Here is a 19919-nt window from a genome sequence, read left to right on the forward strand (position 1 = left end):
CGATTTTTTCTCTGGACAGACACCGCCGTTTTCCTTATGATGGTAGCAAATGAGAAATAGGTGGGATCCGTCAGCTTAAAAGTTAAAGCGCTTTAACATTTGGTTCGAGAATCACATCGCCTTACATCTGCCTTAACCATGACGAAGGAGGAGTTGCGATTGTATTCAGCTTACGTCAGACCAATGAAAGCCGCTTTGAAAATAAGTTTGGTTCTTTTGCTTTGCCTTGCCGTGCTGGCTGCCCTGTTCGGTGTGCCGGCTCCGCTGAGACGGACGGCTCATGCGGCGGGAGAAATGAAGCCTTTTCCGCAGCAGGTTACCTATTCCGGCATTATCAAGCCCAACCATGTCAGTCAATCCTCTCTGAACGCTTCGGTTACCGCCTACTACGACTACTGGAAAAGCGCCTATTTGAAAAACGATTTATCCTCATTGCCCGGCGGATATTACGTCAAAGGCGAAATTACCGGAAGTCCGGACGGCTTTATTCCGCTCGGTTCATCCGAGGGCCAAGGCTACGGCATGGTTATTACGGCATTGATGGCCGGTTACGATCCGAACGCGAAAACGATTTTCGACGGTCTTTTCAAAACGGCAAGAGCTTACCGGAGTTCCGCGAATCCGAATCTGATGGGCTGGGTCGTAGCGGACAACATCAATGCGCAAGGTCACTTCGGCTCCGCGACGGACGGCGACCTGGACATCGCCTACTCTCTCATTCTGGCGGACCGGCAATGGGGTTCGGGCGGCGCCGTCAACTATGTGGCCGAAGCGAGGAAGATGATTACGGACGGCATCAAAGCCAGCTATGTCACGACGAATAACCGGCTGAATCTCGGGGACTGGGACTCCAAGAGCGCATTAAACACCCGGCCTTCCGACTGGATGCTCAGCCATTTGCGAGCGTTCTACGATTTTACCGGCGACCAGACGTGGCTGAATGTGATCAACAACCTATACACTGTCTACTCCGCGTTTAGCAGCACCTACTCTCCCTCCACCGGACTGATCTCCGACTTCGTCGTTGGCGATCCGCCTCAGCCAGCGCCCGAATGGTATCTGGACGAATTCAAGGAAACGAATGAATATAATTACAACGCCTCGCGCGTGCCGCTCCGAATCGTCTTGGACTACGCGTTGTACGGCGACTCGAGAGGAAAGACGATTACCGATAAAATCGCCGGCTGGATCAAAGGCGCAACGGGCGGAAATCCCGCGAATGTAAAAGACGGCTATCAGCTGAACGGCACAGCGAGCGGCGCTTACGCCACGGCCGTATTCGTTTCCCCGTTCGTAGCCGCCGGCACCTCGAATACCGTCAACCAGGCTTGGGTCAATGCCGGCTGGGACTGGATGAAGGACAAAAAAGAAAGCTATTTCAGCGATTCTTATAATTTGCTGACGATGCTCTTCATGTCCGGGAACTGGTGGAAGCCCGTACCTGGAGGCGGAACTGCTCCGGGTACGAATCTGGTAACCAATCCCGGATTTGAATCAGGGTTAACGGGATGGTCCGAGTGGCACGGAGCAGCGCTCGCGCAAAGGGTGGAATGGGGGGGACAGCATTCCGGAAATTACAAGCTGGTCCATCATCATAATACGGCAGCGTATACCCAATTAACCTCTCAAGTAAAAGCGGTGCCCAACGGAACGTATAAACTGTCCGTCTGGTTCCGGTCCACCGGCGGACAAAACGCGCTGCGCTTGTTTGCCAAAAATTTTGGCGGACCGGGGGAACTGCAGGCCAATGTCGGAGCGGCTGCGGTGTCGAACTGGACGCGGTATGATATCGATAACATCAATGTGACGAACGGTTCCATTGAATTCGGCGTCTGGTCCGATGCAAACGCGAATAACTGGGCGGCGATCGACGATTTTATATTGATCAAAAAGTAGGCCAATCGAAATAGATTGCGAAGCCGGGAGATGATTCTCCCGGCTATTACTTTGGGAACGCAAAAGGCTGGCTGCCGCCGGGCGGCCGCTTCAGTCCAGCAGCTTCTTCAGCAGCTGGGTCCGGTTCGCCGCGTCCAGCTTGGTGAACATCGATTTGATATGCTTTTTCACGGTAACTTCGCTTATATATAAGGTGGCCGCGATTTCTCCGTTCGTATGGCCTCTCTCCAGCAGCTTCGCAACTTCTTTTTCCCGGGGCGTGATGTCCATTCGTTCCATGATCCGGTCATAGGGCTTCTCCTCCGGCGAAACGGGTGCAGTCTGCGGCTGAGGTGCCCATTCTTGCTCTTGTTCCACCAGCTGCCGCTGTCCTGTAAGGGCAAGCATCCGTTCGATATAGCTCACCGCCTGCTCGTTCTGCAGATCGAGCACAAATGTATCCGTCGGCGTTACGCCGTCATAATTACAATGCCTGCCGCCGGGGGCCGCTTCGAAGCCAAGGCTCTTGTGAGCTTCTATAAAATACAGAATCGGCGCAGGAGATTCAACGATCAATTCCCCCGTAAAAATCAACGAATGCAGCAAATGTCCGATCGCTGTCTGCTGGGACGCATCCGCAAAATCGGCCGTGTCGATCGTTTCGATAAACCACCCGGCGCGCGTGTGCGGGGGAACCGACAGCCGCTCGTTCATTTGCGGCGACAAATGGCTGAAATAAGCCGAAGAACGGGGGGCCAGCTTCAAATAAGGCAGAGTAACGCGGTTGATCGGAATGATGACGGCAAATCCGATAATGTCGCCGGCCGCATCCCTCATGACCCGCACGACGTCATAGCCAAGCGAGAAGAGCGCCCCAAAATCCAGCTTTCGTACCGTGTAACACGTCTCCTGCGCCGAAAGGATGAAGTTGAAGTGGCCGTTCGTATGCGGGTCATACAGCTCAATACGGGTATCCTTGGCATTCGCTATTTTTCGGGCAGCGTAGGCTTCCAGTTCTTCCCGGTTGCGGACGCCGGCCGTTTCGTAATGTCTTGACGTGAGCTCAAACCAGTTCATAAATGCGCGGATCAGGGAATCCCCGATGTAATACATAAGCTCGACCGCTTCCCGCGGATCGGTCGTCCGCTTGCCCTTATCGGTCAATCGCCCGTAATAAAACTGCAGCGCCCTGACCCGGATTTTTTCATACAGCTGCGGTGTTCGGGACAGAAGCTCGCGGTTGACCGCATCTCTCATTAAACTATGTACCGTCCATCCGCGGTCTACCTTCCGGATGAACGAGAACCGGATCAGCTGATAGAATTCCGAGGCTGTAATGTCCCGTTCCATGACGAAGGACAAGCTCTCCTGATTGAAGTGACGCAAAACGCAGGCCGCTTCGACAAAAGGCCGCAGATGTTCTCCCGGAACCTCGCGAAGCCACTGGCTGATGAGAAAGGGAAGCGAATCGTCGCCGCCCGGATGCTCGGCCTTGTCCTTGTAGTCGGGCTGGCTGAACAGGAAGGCGAGCAAGGATAGCGTCAAAGGGTGTCCCTTGGAATAGCGCCAAATCCGCTGAACGGTTTCTTCGTCGGTGATATATGTATTTTCGGCAAAGCGGGCGACAGCCGCATAATCCAGTTCCGATAAGGGCATGCGCACAATAAGCGGCCTCCAGACGGGGGAAAGGTACCACGTTTCGCCCAGTGGATATCTGCCGGCAATAACGGTGAGGACGTTTTTGTCCAGGCTCTTCAGGAAATAATCCCGAAGCCATTGGTCCATGCTTTCCATTTGCTCATACACATCGATAATGAGCACGACCGGCCGCTCCGACGACAAATGATTCAGCTCCTGCAGACATGCCATGGGAATGTCCGATGGGTCCAAGGCTTCGCCGCTGCGGGAAGGCAGCAGGGTTAGAATGTTTTCGCATAACGACCGGGGCGTTTTGACAAAGCCTTCGCTGTCCACCGACAGGGCGAAAGCTCCTGCAGCCCTAGACTGCCGCTGAAATTCATCGAGTAGAGAGCTTTTTCCAATGCCGGCGGTCCCGTAAACATTGACGATTTTTTTGCGCCTGGAGGAATCCCGGAGCAGCTGCATAAAATCGAGGACTTCCCGCCTCCGCCCTACTAACCAAGTGCTTTCCAATTCTTCGAACCGTTCCTCGATCATTTTTTATCACCCGATTATAGGTTAATAGATGCCTTTATTTCCCATTTTATACCGGCAGCTGATTGCGGTATAGATGCAAAATGTTGACGTGGTTATCCATTTGGATACCTTATTTGCAACTAATGGGATAATTATGGGCTGTCGTATTACGTGATATCTTCGGGTCATAGAAGCGGAAAGGTGGAGTGAGAGATGACAAGTCGGTTTCGGCTCGGAAGCACGGCGGTCTACGCCCGCGACAGAAAGCGGCTGGTTGCGTTCTATCAAACGATCTTCGATATGAAGCTATTGGCTTCTAATGCGGATCCGGAGGTATCGCAGCTTGCTTTTGACACGGACGGCAGCAGTTACGATTTAAGCATCGTCGGAAATCCTAATGCGGTGCAGATTGTGTTCCACGCCGTTTCACTGCTTGAACTGAAGGGGCTTTGGGAGAGGTTCAAATCCAGCGGTATCCCTGCCCGGGGAGTATATGTTCAGCGTGAAGGGATATCGATTCGAATCCCCGACCCGGAAGGCAATCAGATTTTGATCCTATGGCCGCAAAATTTGCACGATGATGAAGGCGTCGTGGATTGGACAAAAATCAACGATGATGAAATGGTGATGTGGATTCATGAAAATAGGAAGAGGATGCCGAAAGGCGGGCAGGTATAATCGCGGCGCAGACATATCCGGACGGTACCAAGGTCGTCCAGACGAAAGCGCTCGATGCGCGTTAGGGGGATGACGATCAGGTGATCACCGGCATGACCATTACATCGCCGCTCGGACGCTTGGCGAGAAGCGCCAGGTGGTATTGGAGAACCGGAACGATTCACTTAGTCTGCTCTCTCTGAACGTCATTTATTCCATGTCCGAAAAATGTCAGACATCTGTGTAACTCCCCGGTCGCATTCACAAAACCGTCACCATTACGGGTTGTTCTTGGCTGCTAACGGAAGCAGTGGACGTTATTCCGCTCATGTTGTTCGATTTGAAAATCTAACGGAAGTATCGGACCTTATTTCGGTTTTTCGGTCTGAAAATAGACCATTTTCAATCGATTAAGAGCTGTGAGTTCCGTTAGATATCCAAATGGGCTCATACATGCAAAATAAGAGCACGGAGTTCCGTTAGAACATCGGAAGGTTTTTTGAAGCGATCTACGATATAAGTTCTAAATATGACAAAAGGGGACCTCCTGTTTCGCTGGCCATGCGGAGTCGGAGGTCCCTTTTTCTCGCCAAACCTGCGACTGTACATGTTTTATCGTTCGAAATCGCACGTCTGGAGGGAAAACCTGCGATGGCGAGAGGGTACAGGAATTCCCGGCTTTTATCGCCTGAACGAGAGATGGCGGCGACAGAACGATGAGATAAACCTTTATCGAGGTCTTTCGAAGATGCGCGACCGCATTTAAAGGTAGATGGAGCGCATCTTTCCGCTCTTTATTGTTAAAACTTTGGTATTGAGCCTATTTTTGATGGATTTCGGCATTTTTGCGTTCTCGAGTACCGCTTCTTGGGGGCGAAATGTTCCTTTATCAGCATACCTGATAAATCTTATAAGATTATTCTTATTGACCCTTGCGCTTTACTCTGTTAGGTTCAAGAGAGTGAAAAAATAGTTGGGCACAAATAATACGATTTAATATTAAGCATGCTACGTGAGGTGGATATCGGTGGAATTTCGAGTAACAAACAGTCCTTTTAGTCAGGAACAAGCAGATCTGCTTAACCGCCTTCTGCCCGGTTTAACGGAGGCGCAGCGGATTTGGCTGAGCGGATATCTTGCGGCAGTTCCCGGAGCGGCTGCAGCAGCCCAGCCCGGACAAGCGCCGGCAGCGATCCCGGCAGCAAATGCGGTCGTTGCTTCCAAAGAAGTGACCGTGCTTTTTGGCTCGCAGACCGGCAACAGCAACAGCTTGGCCAAGAAGCTTTCCAATCAGCTGAAAGAGCGGGGTTTTGAAGTCACGATCTCCTCGATGGGCGATTTCAAGCCGAACACGTTAAAGAAAGTCCAGAACCTGCTTATCGTGGTCAGTACCCACGGCGAAGGAGAGCCGCCGGATAACGCGATCGCCTTCTATGAGTTCCTTCATAGCAAGCGAGCGCCTCAGCTTACGGATACGCAGTATTCCGTGCTCGCACTCGGAGATTCCTCTTACGAGTTTTTCTGCCAAACGGGCAAAGATTTCGACAAGCGTCTGGAAGAGCTGGGCGCCAAGCAGCTTGCGCCGCGCGTCGACTGCGACGTCGATTTCGACGAGCCGGCCGCGGAATGGATGAATCAAGTCTTGAGCTCCCTGAGCGAAGCGGGAGCGGCCCCGGCAGCCGTAAGCGGAGCCGGCGCGGCAGTTGTCAGCGGAGTTGAATCGGAATATTCGAGAACGAATCCGTTTCAGGCCGAAGTTCTTGAAAATTTGAATCTGAACGGCCGGGGATCGGAGCGGGAAACCCGCCACGTTGAGATTTCACTTGAAGGCTCGAATCTTCAGTATGAACCGGGAGACAGCCTGGGCATGTATCCGGAAAACCATCCCCGCCTTGTGGACGAGCTGATCGAAGCGATGGGCTGGAACGCGGATGAGCCCGTTACCGTCAACAAAAATGGCGAAAAGCGCTCGCTAAAAGAGGCGCTGCTGCGCGTTTATGAGATCACCGTGCTGACGAAGCCGCTGCTGGAGCAAGTGGCGAAGACTGCTCCGGGCAATGCGCTGAAGGAGCTTCTGGAGTCGGGACGCGAACAGGAGCTCAGAGCCTATTTGAACGGGCGGGATCTGCTGGACCTGGTGCAGGATTACTCCCTTAAAGGCATTCCCGCGGACGCGTTCGTACCGCTTCTTCGGAAGATTCCGGCCCGTCTGTACTCGATCTCCAGCAGCCCGAAGGCGTTCCCGGATGAGGTCCACCTCACGGTCCGCACGGTCCGTTACGAGGCGCGCGGCAGAGACCGGTACGGCGTTTGCTCGGTTCAGCTCGCGGAGCGGGTGCAGCCTGGCGATACGCTGCCGATCTATATTCAGCATAACCCAAGCTTCAAGCTTCCGGAAAACCCGGATACGCCGATCATTATGGTGGGACCGGGAACGGGTGTCGCTCCGTTCAGAGCGTTCCTGGGAGAGCGGGAAGAGACCGGAGCTGGAGGAAAGACGTGGCTGTTCTACGGCGATCAGCACTTCTCCACAGACTTCCTGTACCAGGTTGAATGGCAGCGCTGGCTCAAAGAAGGCGTGCTGACGCGCATGGATGTCGCGTTCTCCCGCGATTCCGAAGAGAAGGTGTACGTCCAGCACCGGATGCTGGAAAAAAGCCGCGAGCTCTATCAATGGCTGCAGGAAGGCGCAAGCGTGTATGTCTGCGGCGACGAGAAGAAGATGGCGCATGACGTCCATGCGGCGCTGGCAACGATCCTCGAGCAAGAGGGCGGCCTGAGCCCGGAGGAAGCCGCGGAATATTTGATCCGTATGCAGCAGCAGAAACGTTACCAGCGGGATGTATACTAGACCTTAGGGCTTATGATCGTGAAAGGAGACTGCCAGCATGGCACTAAATAAATTTTTTATTCCGGAGGACGCTCCGCAAAGCGATGTCGAGCATATTAAGCGCCGGAGCAATTATTTGCGGGGAAGTCTTGAAGAAACGCTTGAAGATCGCATTACGGCGTCCATACCCGAGGATGACAACCGATTGATGAAATTTCACGGCAGCTACATGCAGGACGATCGGGATTTGCGCAACGAACGGCAAAAGCAGAAGCTGGAACCGGCCTACTCGTTCATGCTTCGCGTTCGCGCCGCCGGCGGGGTTGTGACCCCCGAGCAGTGGCTGATGATGGACCGCGTCGCCCATAAATACGCGAACGGAACGATCCGTCTGACGACCCGCCAGTCGTTCCAGCTGCATGGGGTAATCAAATGGAACATGAAAAAGACGATCCGCGAAGTTAACGATTCGATGTTAAGCACGCTGGCCGCTTGCGGCGACGTGAACCGCAACGTCATGTGCAACCCGAATCCGTACCTGTCGGAAGTTCATGCCGAAGTGTACGATTGGGCTTCCAAGGTCAGCAATCATCTCGATCCGTCGACGAGAGCGTACCACGAGATTTGGCTGGACGGAGAGAAAGTGGTGGACAGCCGGGATGATATCGAGCAAGAGCCGATCTACGGGATGCACTACTTGCCGCGTAAGTTTAAGATCGGGATTGCCGTTCCTCCTTCCAACGATGTGGACGTGTTTTCCCAGGATCTCGGTTTCATCGCGATTATCGAAGACGGTAAGCTGAAAGGCTTCAACGTCTCGGTAGGCGGAGGCATGGGGATGACGCATGGCGATCCGAAGACGTACCCGCAAATCTCGCAAGTGATCGGCTTCTGCACGCCGGAGCAAATGATCGACGTGGCGGAGAAGACGGTTATGATCCAACGGGATTACGGCGACCGCGTCGTGCGGAAGCACGCACGCTTTAAATATACGATCGACGACCGCGGCATCGAGTGGTTCATTAACGAGCTGGGCGACCGTCTCGGATGGAAGCTTCAGGACGCGCGCCCTTACCAATTCGACCATAACGGCGACCGCTACGGCTGGGTGAAGGGAAGCGACGGAAACTGGCATTTCACTCTCTTTATCCAGAACGGCCGGGTTCAAGATACGGACGACTACCGGCTGATGACGGGTCTGCGGGAAATTGCCAAGGTTCATACCGGGGATTTCCGCCTTACGGCGAACCAGAATTTGATTATCGGCAACGTAACGAGCGGCAAAAAGAAGAAAATCGTCAAATTGATCGAGGAATTCGGACTTACCGACGGCATCCACTATTCCGCATTGCGGAGAAATTCGATGGCCTGCGTCGCGCTGCCGACTTGCGGACTGGCGATGGCCGAATCCGAGCGTTATCTTCCGACGCTGCTCGATAAAATCGAACCGATGCTGGACGAAGCCGGACTGCGCGACGAGGACATCGTCATCCGCATGACGGGCTGCCCGAACGGATGCGCGCGGCCGATGCTGGCCGAAATTGCGTTCATCGGAAAAGCTCCCGGCAAATACAACATGTATTTGGGCGGCGGATTTGCCGGCAACCGGCTGAATAAGCTGTATAAGGAAAACATCGGCGAAACGGAGATTCTGGAGTCGCTGCAGCCGATCGTTACCCGCTATGCGAAAGAACGGCAGAAAGGCGAACATTTCGGCGATTTTGTCATTCGCGCCGGCTATGTGAAAGAAGTCCGCTCGGGACAGGACTTCCATTCGTAAGCCTTTTTTGCAGAATGAAAATGGAAGAAACGGCCGGAGCACCCTCAAGCGGGGGTGCTCTTTTTCAAAATATAAGAGATTAAAAATTTGGGGTGGGAGCAGCTCTTCCGCCTCGTTTTTGTTTTGTTATGGCCGCAGGGTTTGGGAGAATCTTGAGGTGGAGGAGTCTTCGAGCAGTGAACGGAAGCGAACGCCTAATGAAACTCGCCTAAGGAATCGTAAACTTGGTTCGGAAGCCATATCATCAGCCTTCATAAATCGCTTGCCAAGGAATCCATCGTTTCGGTCGATCAGCCTCAGGATTATCCGTATTTGTACTCATATAACAAAGGATTACAGGCTTTTTTGTGCAAACGAATTTGACTTGGCGATACGTTTTACACGCCGATATTCAAAGCCTGCAAAAGCGACTAAACCGTAAAGAGGAATAAGACCAATCAGCCAGCCTAACCATAACGGAATACCGGGCGGGTCCGTGACCTCGAAGTCTTTGATATAAGCCGTTCCTTTTCCATCAGGCCCGTTGACTTCAATTTCCCATGTCCAGTGACCGGGCTCGGGAATCCCCTTCACATATAATAACCATGCTCCATCCAGACCCGGATAAGGATTTAAATCGCCAGAAATTTGTTTGCCGTCCGCGCTTGGCGGAATCAGGTTGTACTGCGCTGTTAACTGCTCGAAATCTTCCTCGGGTGTCACTTTCATTTCAAGACTTTTCAAAGCATTGATCGGGTATTCGTTAAATTCAACCGTCAAATTGTACGGTCCGGCATTGACATCCATTTTTGTTGCAGTCGGTGTTGCAGTTTCGTCCGCATGTGCAAATAATACCGTTGGAAACAGCAGAAACAGCCATAAAGCGGCATGGGTGATTTTTCGCAGCATTTTCTTCCTCCTTAAGTTTTTGCGGAGCAAAAACACTTCGTAAGCATAAGCTAAGTTTTTGCGGAGCAAAAACACTTCGTAAGCATAAGCTAAGTTTTTGCGGAGCAAAAACACTTCGTAAGCATAAGCTACTTGTTGGTGTACCGGAATACGGCACCTGACTTCCACCCGATGTAACCCAATACGGCTCCGAGAACCGCAACCATAAACAGTGTCGGAATTGCTCCCGTTTGCAGCTGCTGCAGCGCAATTTCGGTCTGTTCGGATGTTCGCGACATCATTTTCACAATATCCTTCCACCGCGGTTCAAGGAAGTATTGGATCAGGCCGGCTGCTGAAGCGAACAGCATTATGGTAGCCGATTTGATTTTGACGGCTCTTTGCTTGTAGCCAAGAAACATCAAGAGGTCGATCACGATAGCCATCACAAACAAAAACATGGGCATCGATGTACTCAGAATCGGATCGACGATGGCTTCAACCTTGTACGAATAACCCATGGCGGAGGCCAAACGCTCGACTCCCCATGGAGCTCCATAATACATCGTGATATTGAGCAGCGTAAAAAATAAAGCCGTTAAGGTAACGAAGCCGGTGCGACGAATAAACGACGCAATCATGAACAGTGCGGCGGAAAACAGAATGGTCGAAACGATCGCATAGTCGATAAAAGGTCCGAGCATCATTTTTTGGGTCACGGCCATAATTAAGAACGGCGTAAACGTAGTAAGGAATAAAGCCATGCTGAAGCAAAAGCCTATGCCTGCAATCAGCTGCACCTTCCGGTCTCCGCGGTGCTTTGCTTGATTGGACTCGGAAACAAACACGTATATGCCGCCCAATCTTGCAATCATGCTGCTGAAAAACAAGCCGAAGTGCGAGGGCGAAAAAAGAGTGACGTCAAATCCGTACAGGGAGTGCCACCATTCATCGTAAGCTCCGCCAAGAATAAACACGAGTGAACCAAAGCCTGCAATGATATAGCCCATTTGCCCTTTAAAGCCAAGAAACGAACTGTTCTGCTCCTCGATTCCCGTAACACCGCGGCGATGTTTTATCGTTGTTAGGATAATCATATATAAGCTTACGAACCCGCCGATGGCCGTTCCCCCATAAATCAAACCATGAGGCGCGGTCCAAAAAGTATCAGGGCCGACATCGGCATGCCACTGAATGTCCCAGCCAAGCCCCCAGAAGCTAAGCAGTCCGGCAAAAGCAAGCAACCACGCGGCGATCATTTTTTGAGCCATCAATTTTTCCCCTCCTGCAGAAATTATTTCTTTCCGGCAATTCCATAAAGAACAAAATCGGTTAACTCTTCGGTCAACTGTTCCAAACTCGGATTAGGGATGAGCGCCAAGTTGTTCGGCTGTTCCTGATAGTATTTAAGCCCGTTTAATATCGCCCATATGGCCGATGTCATTCCAAGGCCCAGAATGAGCCGGCTTGGTATCGAAGCGATTTCGCCGCTTTCCACAAATTCAATCATCTTTTGACGTACCTTTTCCAGCCGGGTTAAAAAAAAACGCTCCATAAACATCTCGGCAAGCTTAGGCTGGTGAAGAGACTCCGAATAGAGGATGTTGAAGCTGTCGAGATTTTCATAAATCATGTTAATCCGGTTTCTCATCATAATTCGAATCAGACTTTTCAGATCCTTGGCGTTTTCGACCTCCGGCATGGTGGATTCAAGACCGGCTTCAATAACGGGCAGAATGCAAACGATGAATAAATCTTGTTTTCCTTTGAAATGCTTATACAGAGCAGCATCCGTTACCCCGACCTGTTTGGCGATCTCCGCGGTCGTGGTGCCGTTGAAGCCTTTTTCCGCAAACAATTTCCTTGCCTCATAAATAATGCGTTCCCTTGTCTCAAGTCCTTTTGCCATGATCACCCTCCTAAATAAAGTTAGTAAATACTCACTAACTTAGTATAAGATTCAATCCGGACGGCTGTCAATTATTGATAAAAAAGACGCATAATAGAACAAGTTATTCATGCACCGCGCAAGTATGGCCTCCGGCTCCGCGCCGGCGGCTATTTTTCATTTTAAACTATTTTCGCGTATTTTCCCTTGACAATAAATGACACATCATTTATTATACAAATAGATGATATGTCACTTAAAATAAGGAGAAGAGAAACATGAGCAAAACAAAAATTCACGTCCTGCATACCGGGAGCGTCAATGTCGACCGCGCACTGCCGTTTAAGGAAAAAACGCTGCATCCGCTGCCATTTTCAGGCTGGCTTCGCCCTAACAGCTGGAGAATGTGGGTGCCTGTCTCCGCGTATTTGATCGAACACCCGAAGGGGCTTATATTGGTGGATGCCGGCTGGCACGAAGACATGCGCGTGAACGTGCGCAAACATCTGGGCTTTATGGCAAGCACCATGATCACCGGAATACTGCCTCCCGGCCAATCCGTCCGGGAACAGCTGCAGCGGTTAGGGTATCGGGACCGCGACCTTGATTTTGTCGTGATGACGCATTTTCATTCCGACCATGTGAGCGGGCTTAAGCATGTAGCCGGCGCGAAACGAATTATTGTGTCCGACCTGGAGTGGAAAGCGGCAAATAACGACGCCAATTACATTACGTCCATGTGGGAGGGCGTAAACGTGGAAACGTTCCAGATGAAGTCGATTCCGTACGGCCCGTATAAATCCGGCCTGGATTTGTTCGGAGACGGTTCGATCTATCTGGTGTTCACGCCCGGACATAGCAAAGGGATGGTATCGTTGCTTGTCAAAACCGACGGAGGATGGGTGCTGCTTGGCAGCGACGTCGGGTATGCGAGAAAATCTTGGGAGCAGCATATTCTCCCTGGCGTTACAACAAGCGCCGAGCAAGCGGATAAATCGCTGACATGGCTGAGTGATTTTTCCAAGCGGGACGACTGCAGAATGGTTATTGTCAATCACGATCTCGAAATAGCGCCGCAAGTTATCGCTTAACAGTCAATTCGGATTAACTAATTGAAAGGCATTTTTATCGCGGGCACGCGGTATTTGAGGAGGAATGATCGACATGGAAATTTCATTCCGCAATGAGATTTCGATTGAAAGCAGCGTCAATCTCGTGTATGACTTTCTAAGGAAAATGGACAATTTTTCAATATGGAATTATGCGGTCATGAGCGTTGAGCCGATCGACGGCCGGAGAAGCGAGATCTACCGGTTAACTAGAGATTTGGGACAATCGACAGAGACGGAAACGGTGACGATCATGGAGTCTCGGCAAAACCGGTTCCTTCATTTCGAAGCAGCCGGCGGCAGATTTCCTTATGAGATGAAATATGAGCTGCAGCAGGCGGGAAATCGGACGCTGCTGACGAACGATGTCATTCTGAAGCCGGAGGGCGTCAGCCGGCTGCTGTTAAATTTGTTCAAGGGCAATATCCAAAGCGAAGTGAAGAACAATTTGAATGTATTGAAATCCATCTTCGAATCGAATGCGGTAAATAAATAAACGTTATTGGTGGAAAAGCCGCCGCCGTCGTTTTAAAGCAACTTAATGGTACCTTCTGTTATAACCGCCAATACATGCTCGGTCATCTGCTCCGTCGACAGCCGGCTCGTGCCTTTGCTCCAATCCGCTGCCGCCCCGAAGATGGCCCAGCTCGTCATCAGCGCCAACGTTTCCGCCGGAAATGGCCACTCGCTTGGTTCCGCTCGGCTTAGCTTCAACCAGTGCAGCAGCAGCGAATATACCTCCTCCTGGACGGTGCGCTCGAAGATCGGATTTATCGTATCGACGGGATAACACCGGCCGTTCAGGCTTTTAAAATGCTCAAGCACTGCTTGAATCAGTATGCGCAGATTTTCAGGATTCCACTGTGCGGACGGAGACAGCTTCGACTCCAGTATCCGCTGGAATTTCTCCCTGATCGTCGTCTCGAGGAGCGCGTATTTATCAGGGAAATGGGTGTAAAATGTGCTGCGGTTCACATCCGCTTTGTCGGTTATATCCTGAATTGTAATGGAGGAAAAGCCTTTTTCCCGCATAAGGTCGATGAACGCCTGTTTGAGCATCCTTTGCGATCGACCGATACGCCTGTCGCTTCTCTTGCTTGCTTCCATGCGCAGCTCCTCCCTTTTATCGGACAATTCGGCCCGTTTGTTGGTTATCCGATCGCGCATAAGGATTGTGGATTGACCCCGATTCGTTATCCCTTCTATTATAGTTACAGTTCTGGCAGAAAGGAATGATGTCCTTTGGTCATTGATGCTGTAACGATGAAAGCGATCCGTTACCATAGTCATGGAGGCCCCGAAGTATTGCAAGTGGAAAAGGTTCCGCGGCCAAAGCCTGCCAAGCATGAGGTTCTTGTCCGCGTTCATGCCGCAGGCGTAAATCCCGGTGACTGGCAGATCCGTTCCGGCTTAGCCGGCAACCGGTTCCCGTTGCCCTATATTCCGGGCTGGGACGTTTCCGGTGTTGTCGAGGAGGTCGGGCCTGGCTCGAGCTTATTCCGGGTAGGCGATGAAGTATTCGGCATGACGGCCGACAGCGGTGCGTGCGCCGAATATGTCGCCGTTCCGGAATCGCAGCTCGCGCACAAGCCGGCGGCGCTCAGCCACGTACAGGCAGCGGCGGTGCCGATGTCCTCATTCACGGCTTGGCATTCGTTAAACAAGCAGGGCCGGCTGCAGGCGGGCGAGACAGTGATCGTAAATGGAGCTGCGGGCGGGGTAGGCCACTTTGCCGTTCAGCTGGCCAAGCAGGCGGGGGCGCGGGTGATCGGCGTCACATCCGGACGCAATGCGGATTTCGTACGAGGACTTGGCGCCGGCGAAGTGCTCGACTATACGGCGGCGCCGCTTGAGGGGACGCCGTGGCAGGCTGATCTGGCGATCGATACGATCGGTGGGCCAAACGGCGACATGCTGCTGGAAACGCTTCGTTCCGGAGGTCGGCTCGTCCCGGTGACGTTCGGGCATTACAATGCAGAGAAGGCGGCTGCGCGGAATGTGACGGTGAATGAAGTGCAGCTTCTTCAAATATCGAAGACAACCCTGGAAACAATCGCAAACATGTTCGACAAGGGCGATTTGCGGGTCGCGCTCGACATGGTTGTACCGCTGGAGGAGACCCGTCGCGCACATGAGCGAAGCGAAAGCCGGCGGGCTAGGGGAAAAATCGTCATCGAAATCAGTCGCTGACGATTTTTCCGATACCCTGTTGGTGCTATCGATTATTCATGCAAAACCTTTTTCAATGAGATCCCAAACATCTGAAAATTCCTCGTCAATGACGGCGCTTCTCCATTCGTGTGCATGCGCCGGATGATGAAATCGCGTCGTCGCAAAGAAAATGGAGCTTCCCAATTGGGCAGGGTTATCCGTTTTGATACCGGTGCGGGTAATGATTTGGCTCAATTGGTCCGTGATGTGTCCGATATGCGTATGGATTAAATCGGCGGCTTCTTCCGTCACTTTGGCATACATACGGAACAGCTCTTCGTCTTCAAAGGCATAGTGCCGTTTTAGTTCAATCAACGTGCGGATATAGGTTTTTAAATGTTTGACGCCATTCAGTGAAGAGTCGTGACAGATGTCCGTTAGCGGTGCAATGATTTTTTCATCCAGCCACATTTGCGTTGCTCCTTCAAGAAGCTCCGCCTTGCTCTTAAAGTGACGATAAATTGTACCGTGACTTACGCCTAATGCTTTCGCAACATCTGTAACGGAGGTTTTGGCGACACCGTAACGTCTAAGCGTCTCCTCCGTAGCGATCAAGATCTGCTCTTTCGTTAACACGTCCGAATTTTTATCCATACAAATACGACAGTTACGTCGTATGTCACCTCCTTGAAAACAGTGTAACACATCGAATATTTAGTAACAAATATTTAATTTTGTCAGTTGGTGAGTAACCAAGCAAATCCAGCGGACCTCAGACCTTAAATTCATTCGGTCGGCCTCAAATGCAAACGAACCGTTCAAGGATCTCACCTTAACGGTTCGTTTTTCGTTTGAAGCTAATGGGCCTGAAGACAGTTGCCAGGTGAGGAAAACAGCCGTTCAGATTGTGGAGGTTTGGGGGCAACAGTCTGAAATGGATTACGAGTTGGCTGCGGAAAGCTCGGCTGCTGGAGCGGAGTCGGTTTGCGCCGGTTTGGCCTGTTTTTTCAAGGCTGTAACAAGCAAGGAAAGCAATACGGTGCTCACGATAATGACGAACAGAACCTCGACATCCTCTCCGGTGTGCACGCCGCCAAATTGCAGGTTCATGATGCCTTCGACCGCATAGGTTGCCGGCAAATAATGGCCGAGCGATTGATAGAAGCCGCTTAACATTTGACGGGGCACGATCGTTCCGGACGTTACGAGCTGCAAGGAAAGCACGGTCATATTCAAGAACATGCCCGCCATGCCCATTACGATCAGGAACATTTGCGCGAAAAGCATGAATGTGAACAAGGTCAAAAAGTGGAACAGCCAGAAGGAAGCAAATCCGCTTTCCATTTGTCCGCCCAGTGCGGCTATCAGGGAAGAACCGACGATGGAGATGAGAGCGGCGGCGACGACAATGACGAGCACACGGACGGCAAAGTGATGCCACTTCGAAACGGCGGATCCGATCGATTCCGCAACTTGATGGATGTTCATGGCCATCATCATGGCGCCAACATAGGAGGCCAGCACCAGCATCATCGGAACCATTTGATTGTGCATGCCATTCACGGGATTGAGAGACTTCACATTGGAATCGACTTTGTTCAAAATGCTTATTGCGGTTTGCTCCGCTTGCTGCGGAGGGAGCTTTAACTGCTGAAGGACGGCCTCGGTTCCTTGAAGCGAGGCGTTGCGGTTCAATTCGTCGGTCACTTTGGTAATGATCGTTTGCATGACGTTTTTCGTAAGCTGCGGGTTCGATTCATTGATCGTGTAGGAGAGATGAGCCTGCATGCCGGGAGTTGTTAAAGACTGCTGGAATTTGTCCGGGATCGTCAATACGAGATGGACTTTACGCTGCACAAGGTCGTCCATGGCCGCCTCTTGCGATGCTGTCGATACTTCGAATGGCAAATTGCTCTGCAGCTGTTTCGCAATGTTGCTTCCAAACTCGCCGTTTTCATTCACGATCGCAATTTTCAAATGATTGACCCGATCGAGAACCCCATCATAAGCCGTCATCCACACGATACAAAAAATAAGCTGAGCCATCAAGGCGATGATCACCGCAATTTTGGATTGCGGTTTTTTCAAATACATCCGTAACGCGTTTTTCATTTTCATTTCCCCATTTCCTCATTTTTTTGAAAGGTTATGTTTGACATAGGTAAAATATAATCTATAAATTCGCAGTCGTCAACAAAATTTATAGGTAAATATTAACCTATATTCTGCGTTTGTGAATAAAGCTTTTATGGGTCAAAGTTAACCTAATGTTCGGCATCGAATTTGAACGCCTTTACTTGGATTGGTGCAATCAGTTATTGAACCGGTTTAAGCATGAAAAGATTTGACTAAATGAAACGTTTAGGACAATAATAAACCAAATGTTCATTTCGGCTCCTAAAGCTTGAATAGGATTGAATTTTAACGTTGGGAAAAGAGGTTAACGAATGAAAAAAGAATCCATCTATGGATTGACGTTCGATCGTATGGAAGATTGGCTGGCGCAGCGCGGTCATAAGAAGTTCCGGGCGTCGCAAGTGTGGGATTGGCTCTACCGGAAGCGGGTGACGGATTTCTCCGGCATGACGGACGTCAATGACCAGTGCATTCAATTATTGACGGAGCATTTCGTCATTCAAACGTTGGACGAACACGTGAAGCAGCAATCTGCCGACGGAACGATCAAGTTTTTGTTCAAGCTGCAGGACGGCAATCTCATTGAGACGGTATTGATGAGACATAAATACGGCTTGTCGGTTTGCGTGACGACCCAAGTCGGCTGCAATATCGGCTGCAGCTTTTGCGCAAGCGGACTGTTAGCGAAAAGCCGCGATCTGTCCGGCGGCGAAATCGTCGGTCAAATTATGAAAGTGCAGCATCATCTCGATCAAGCGGGAGAAGGAGAGCGGGTCAGCCACGTGGTCGTGATGGGGATCGGCGAGCCGTTTGATAATTTTGCGAATCTATCCGATTTTATTGAGGTCATTAAAGATCATAAGGGATTGGCCATCGGCGCAAGGCATATCACCGTGTCGACAAGCGGGCTGGCCGATAAAATGATTGAGTTCACGGATTCCGAGCTGAACGTAAATCTCGCGGTTTCGCTGCATGCGCCGAACAACGAGCTGCGCACGCGGATTATGAAGATTAACCGGGCTATTCCGCTCGAGAAGTTAATGCCCGCCATCGATTATTATTTGTCCAGGACGAACCGCAAAATTACGCTCGAATATATCCTGCTGAAGGATGTAAACGACCAAAAGGAACATGCGCTCGAGCTTATTGAGCTGATCGGCGACAGGCGCGATCTCGCAACGGTGAACCTGATTCCCTACAATCCGGTCGATGAGCACAGCCAATATCAACGAAGCGGTCGGGAGACGATACTGGCCTTTTACGATACGCTCAAAAAGCACGGCATCAATTGCAGCGTCCGCCTCGAGCATGGAACCGATATCGATGCCGCCTGCGGCCAGTTAAGAAGCAAACAGATCAGGAAAGATACCGTTTTGCAGTAATTCTAATTGGATTGGACGGTGAAACAAGATGAGCAGCGCCCCGGTCGTAAAGGAATATTTCGATGCGTATCAAGCTCAAGTCGTCGATTTGATCCTGCACATTCAGCAGCAGGAATACGATATTCCGATTACAAAAGAGGACCAGCCGGATTTGTTCAACATCGAACGTTTTTACCAGACGGGCAGCGGCAACTTCTGGGTTGCGATTCACGACGATAAAGTTGTCGGGACAATCAGCCTGCTGGACATCGGCCATCATAAGGTTGCACTTCGAAAGATGTTCGTTGCCAAAGAATACCGGGGACCGGAGTTGAAAACCGCCTACCGGCTATTGCAGCATGCGATCGCATGGGCAAAAGAGAAGTCCGTCAAGGAAATTTACCTCGGCACAACCGCCCAATTTTTAGCTGCTCATCGCTTTTACGAAAAGAATGGATTTGCAAGCATTGAGCGCAGCGAGCTGCCGGACCGTTTCCCGGTGGTGCACGTCGACACCGTGTTTTATAAATATGTGGTTGATTGATTCGATTATCAACTGCAGATTCCGGTTTAATTATCGAATCGATATTTCATCGATCTACCCGCTTCGTACAGAGGCGGGTTTTTATCATTTTCTACAAATATCCCCTCTTCTCCCTTCTATTTCTTAAGGTTATAATAGATTGAATGTAAATTAATGTATTGAAAGGGCGAATTATGAATGGTGCAAAGATTTTCTCAAAGATGGATACTGATAGGCATCGCGGCAATGATAATATCCATCTTCTATAACGCCGTACCAGCCGCTCGTGCAGCCGCCTTTTCCCCGGTTGTGTCGGATGTATCGGTCGATGCGGGGTCATTGATCGATACGATGAAGATTGATGAGCAAAGAGGTTATCTTTATGCGTCTGCAAGAGATTCCAATGAGCTATTGTTTATCCGGACGGACACGATGCAGATCGACAAAAGGCTGGCTGTCGGTTCGCGCCCTAGGGGCATGGAGTTGGCGGGCAATAAATTGTATGTTGCGTTAAGCGGAGCCACCTACATTGCCGTCGTCAACCTGGATGACAAAACCGTAGAATCCACCATTCCCACAATTATA

General features: G+C 51.0%; 15 protein-coding genes and 1 pseudogene. 9 read left to right on the forward strand and 7 right to left on the reverse strand.

All coding sequences use genetic code 11. The features are described from left to right. Positions 1 to 183 precede the first annotated feature (183 nt). Positions 184 to 1443, forward strand: a pseudogene (locus VN24_RS13270) (family 8 glycosyl hydrolase); the annotation flags it as partial. A 543-nt stretch (positions 1444 to 1986) separates the two neighbouring features. On the opposite strand, the gene VN24_RS13275 reads toward VN24_RS13270, so the two are convergent. Then, positions 1987 to 4053, reverse strand: a complete 2067-nt coding sequence (locus VN24_RS13275; protein ID WP_045670793.1) for a helix-turn-helix transcriptional regulator — start codon at positions 4051 to 4053, stop codon at positions 1987 to 1989. A gap of 192 nt (positions 4054 to 4245) precedes the next feature. Between VN24_RS13275 and VN24_RS13280 the strand changes: the two genes are divergently transcribed. The 3 genes from VN24_RS13280 (at position 4246) to cysI (ending at position 9299) form a co-directional block, all read left to right on the forward strand. Beyond that, the gene (locus tag VN24_RS13280) at positions 4246 to 4710 is read left to right on the forward strand and encodes a VOC family protein (protein WP_045670794.1); all 465 of its coding nucleotides are present in this window, start codon (positions 4246 to 4248) and stop codon (positions 4708 to 4710) included. A gap of 1006 nt (positions 4711 to 5716) precedes the next feature. Further along, entirely contained in the window at positions 5717 to 7540 is a 1824-nt protein-coding gene (locus VN24_RS13285) for an assimilatory sulfite reductase (NADPH) flavoprotein subunit (protein WP_045670795.1), read from the forward strand. Positions 7541 to 7577: 37 nt separating this feature from the next. Then, positions 7578 to 9299 carry an assimilatory sulfite reductase (NADPH) hemoprotein subunit gene (gene cysI / locus VN24_RS13290; RefSeq protein WP_045670796.1) on the forward strand — a complete coding sequence of 574 codons (1722 nt, stop codon included), beginning with the start codon at positions 7578 to 7580 and terminating at the stop codon, positions 9297 to 9299. Between the two features lie 333 nt (positions 9300 to 9632). On the opposite strand, the gene VN24_RS13295 is transcribed toward cysI, so the two are convergent. The 3 genes from VN24_RS13295 to VN24_RS13305 all read right to left on the reverse strand — a co-directional run bounded on the left by VN24_RS13295 (position 9633) and on the right by VN24_RS13305 (position 12075). After that, positions 9633 to 10187 carry a hypothetical protein gene (locus VN24_RS13295; RefSeq protein ID WP_148505235.1) on the reverse strand — a complete coding sequence of 185 codons (555 nt, stop codon included), beginning with the start codon at positions 10185 to 10187 and terminating at the stop codon, positions 9633 to 9635. A gap of 128 nt (positions 10188 to 10315) precedes the next feature. Then, positions 10316 to 11437: a hypothetical protein gene (locus VN24_RS26325; protein ID WP_052702928.1), complete on the reverse strand. Its 1122-nt coding sequence runs from the start codon at positions 11435 to 11437 to the stop codon at positions 10316 to 10318. 23 nt (positions 11438 to 11460) lie between these two features. After that, complete coding sequence (locus VN24_RS13305) at positions 11461 to 12075, reverse strand: TetR/AcrR family transcriptional regulator (RefSeq protein ID WP_045670798.1); 615 nt, start codon at positions 12073 to 12075, stop codon at positions 11461 to 11463. Positions 12076 to 12332: 257 nt separating this feature from the next. Between VN24_RS13305 and VN24_RS13310 the strand changes: the two genes are divergently transcribed. Beyond that, positions 12333 to 13145 (forward strand): N-acyl homoserine lactonase family protein, encoded by an 813-nt coding sequence (locus tag VN24_RS13310; RefSeq protein ID WP_045670799.1) that lies wholly within the window; start codon positions 12333 to 12335, stop codon positions 13143 to 13145. 73 nt (positions 13146 to 13218) lie between these two features. Then, a complete protein-coding gene (locus tag VN24_RS13315) occupies positions 13219 to 13659 on the forward strand; it encodes an SRPBCC family protein (protein ID WP_045670800.1) in 441 nt (146 codons plus the stop codon). Positions 13660 to 13691: 32 nt separating this feature from the next. Here the strand turns inward: VN24_RS13315 and VN24_RS13320 are convergent, their stop codons facing one another. Continuing rightward, positions 13692 to 14270 (reverse strand): TetR/AcrR family transcriptional regulator, encoded by a 579-nt coding sequence (locus VN24_RS13320; RefSeq protein WP_158453671.1) that lies wholly within the window; start codon positions 14268 to 14270, stop codon positions 13692 to 13694. Between the two features lie 135 nt (positions 14271 to 14405). Between VN24_RS13320 and VN24_RS13325 the strand changes: the two genes are divergently transcribed. Then, the gene (locus VN24_RS13325) at positions 14406 to 15353 is read left to right on the forward strand and encodes an NADP-dependent oxidoreductase (protein WP_052702930.1); all 948 of its coding nucleotides are present in this window, start codon (positions 14406 to 14408) and stop codon (positions 15351 to 15353) included. Between the two features lie 36 nt (positions 15354 to 15389). Here VN24_RS13325 and VN24_RS13330 read toward each other — a convergent pair whose 3' ends face one another. Together VN24_RS13330 and VN24_RS13335 are read right to left on the reverse strand one after the other, a co-directional pair. Further along, on the reverse strand, positions 15390 to 15968 hold the full coding sequence (locus VN24_RS13330) for a TetR/AcrR family transcriptional regulator (RefSeq protein WP_045670801.1): 579 nt from the start codon (positions 15966 to 15968) through the stop codon (positions 15390 to 15392). A 285-nt stretch (positions 15969 to 16253) separates the two neighbouring features. Then, on the reverse strand, positions 16254 to 17426 hold the full coding sequence (locus tag VN24_RS13335) for a YhgE/Pip domain-containing protein (RefSeq protein WP_045673264.1): 1173 nt from the start codon (positions 17424 to 17426) through the stop codon (positions 16254 to 16256). A 335-nt stretch (positions 17427 to 17761) separates the two neighbouring features. Here VN24_RS13335 and rlmN point away from each other — a divergent pair, with 335 nt between their 5' ends. Together rlmN and VN24_RS13345 are read left to right on the forward strand one after the other, a co-directional pair. Beyond that, positions 17762 to 18832, forward strand: a complete 1071-nt coding sequence (gene rlmN, locus VN24_RS13340) for a dual-specificity RNA methyltransferase RlmN (RefSeq protein ID WP_045670802.1) — start codon at positions 17762 to 17764, stop codon at positions 18830 to 18832. Between the two features lie 28 nt (positions 18833 to 18860). Next, entirely contained in the window at positions 18861 to 19355 is a 495-nt protein-coding gene (locus tag VN24_RS13345; protein WP_045670803.1) for a GNAT family N-acetyltransferase, read from the forward strand. The last annotated feature ends 564 nt before the right edge of the window (positions 19356 to 19919 follow it).

The sequence above is a fragment of the Paenibacillus beijingensis genome (assembly GCF_000961095.1).
Classification (GTDB): domain Bacteria; phylum Bacillota; class Bacilli; order Paenibacillales; family Paenibacillaceae; genus Paenibacillus_O; species Paenibacillus_O beijingensis.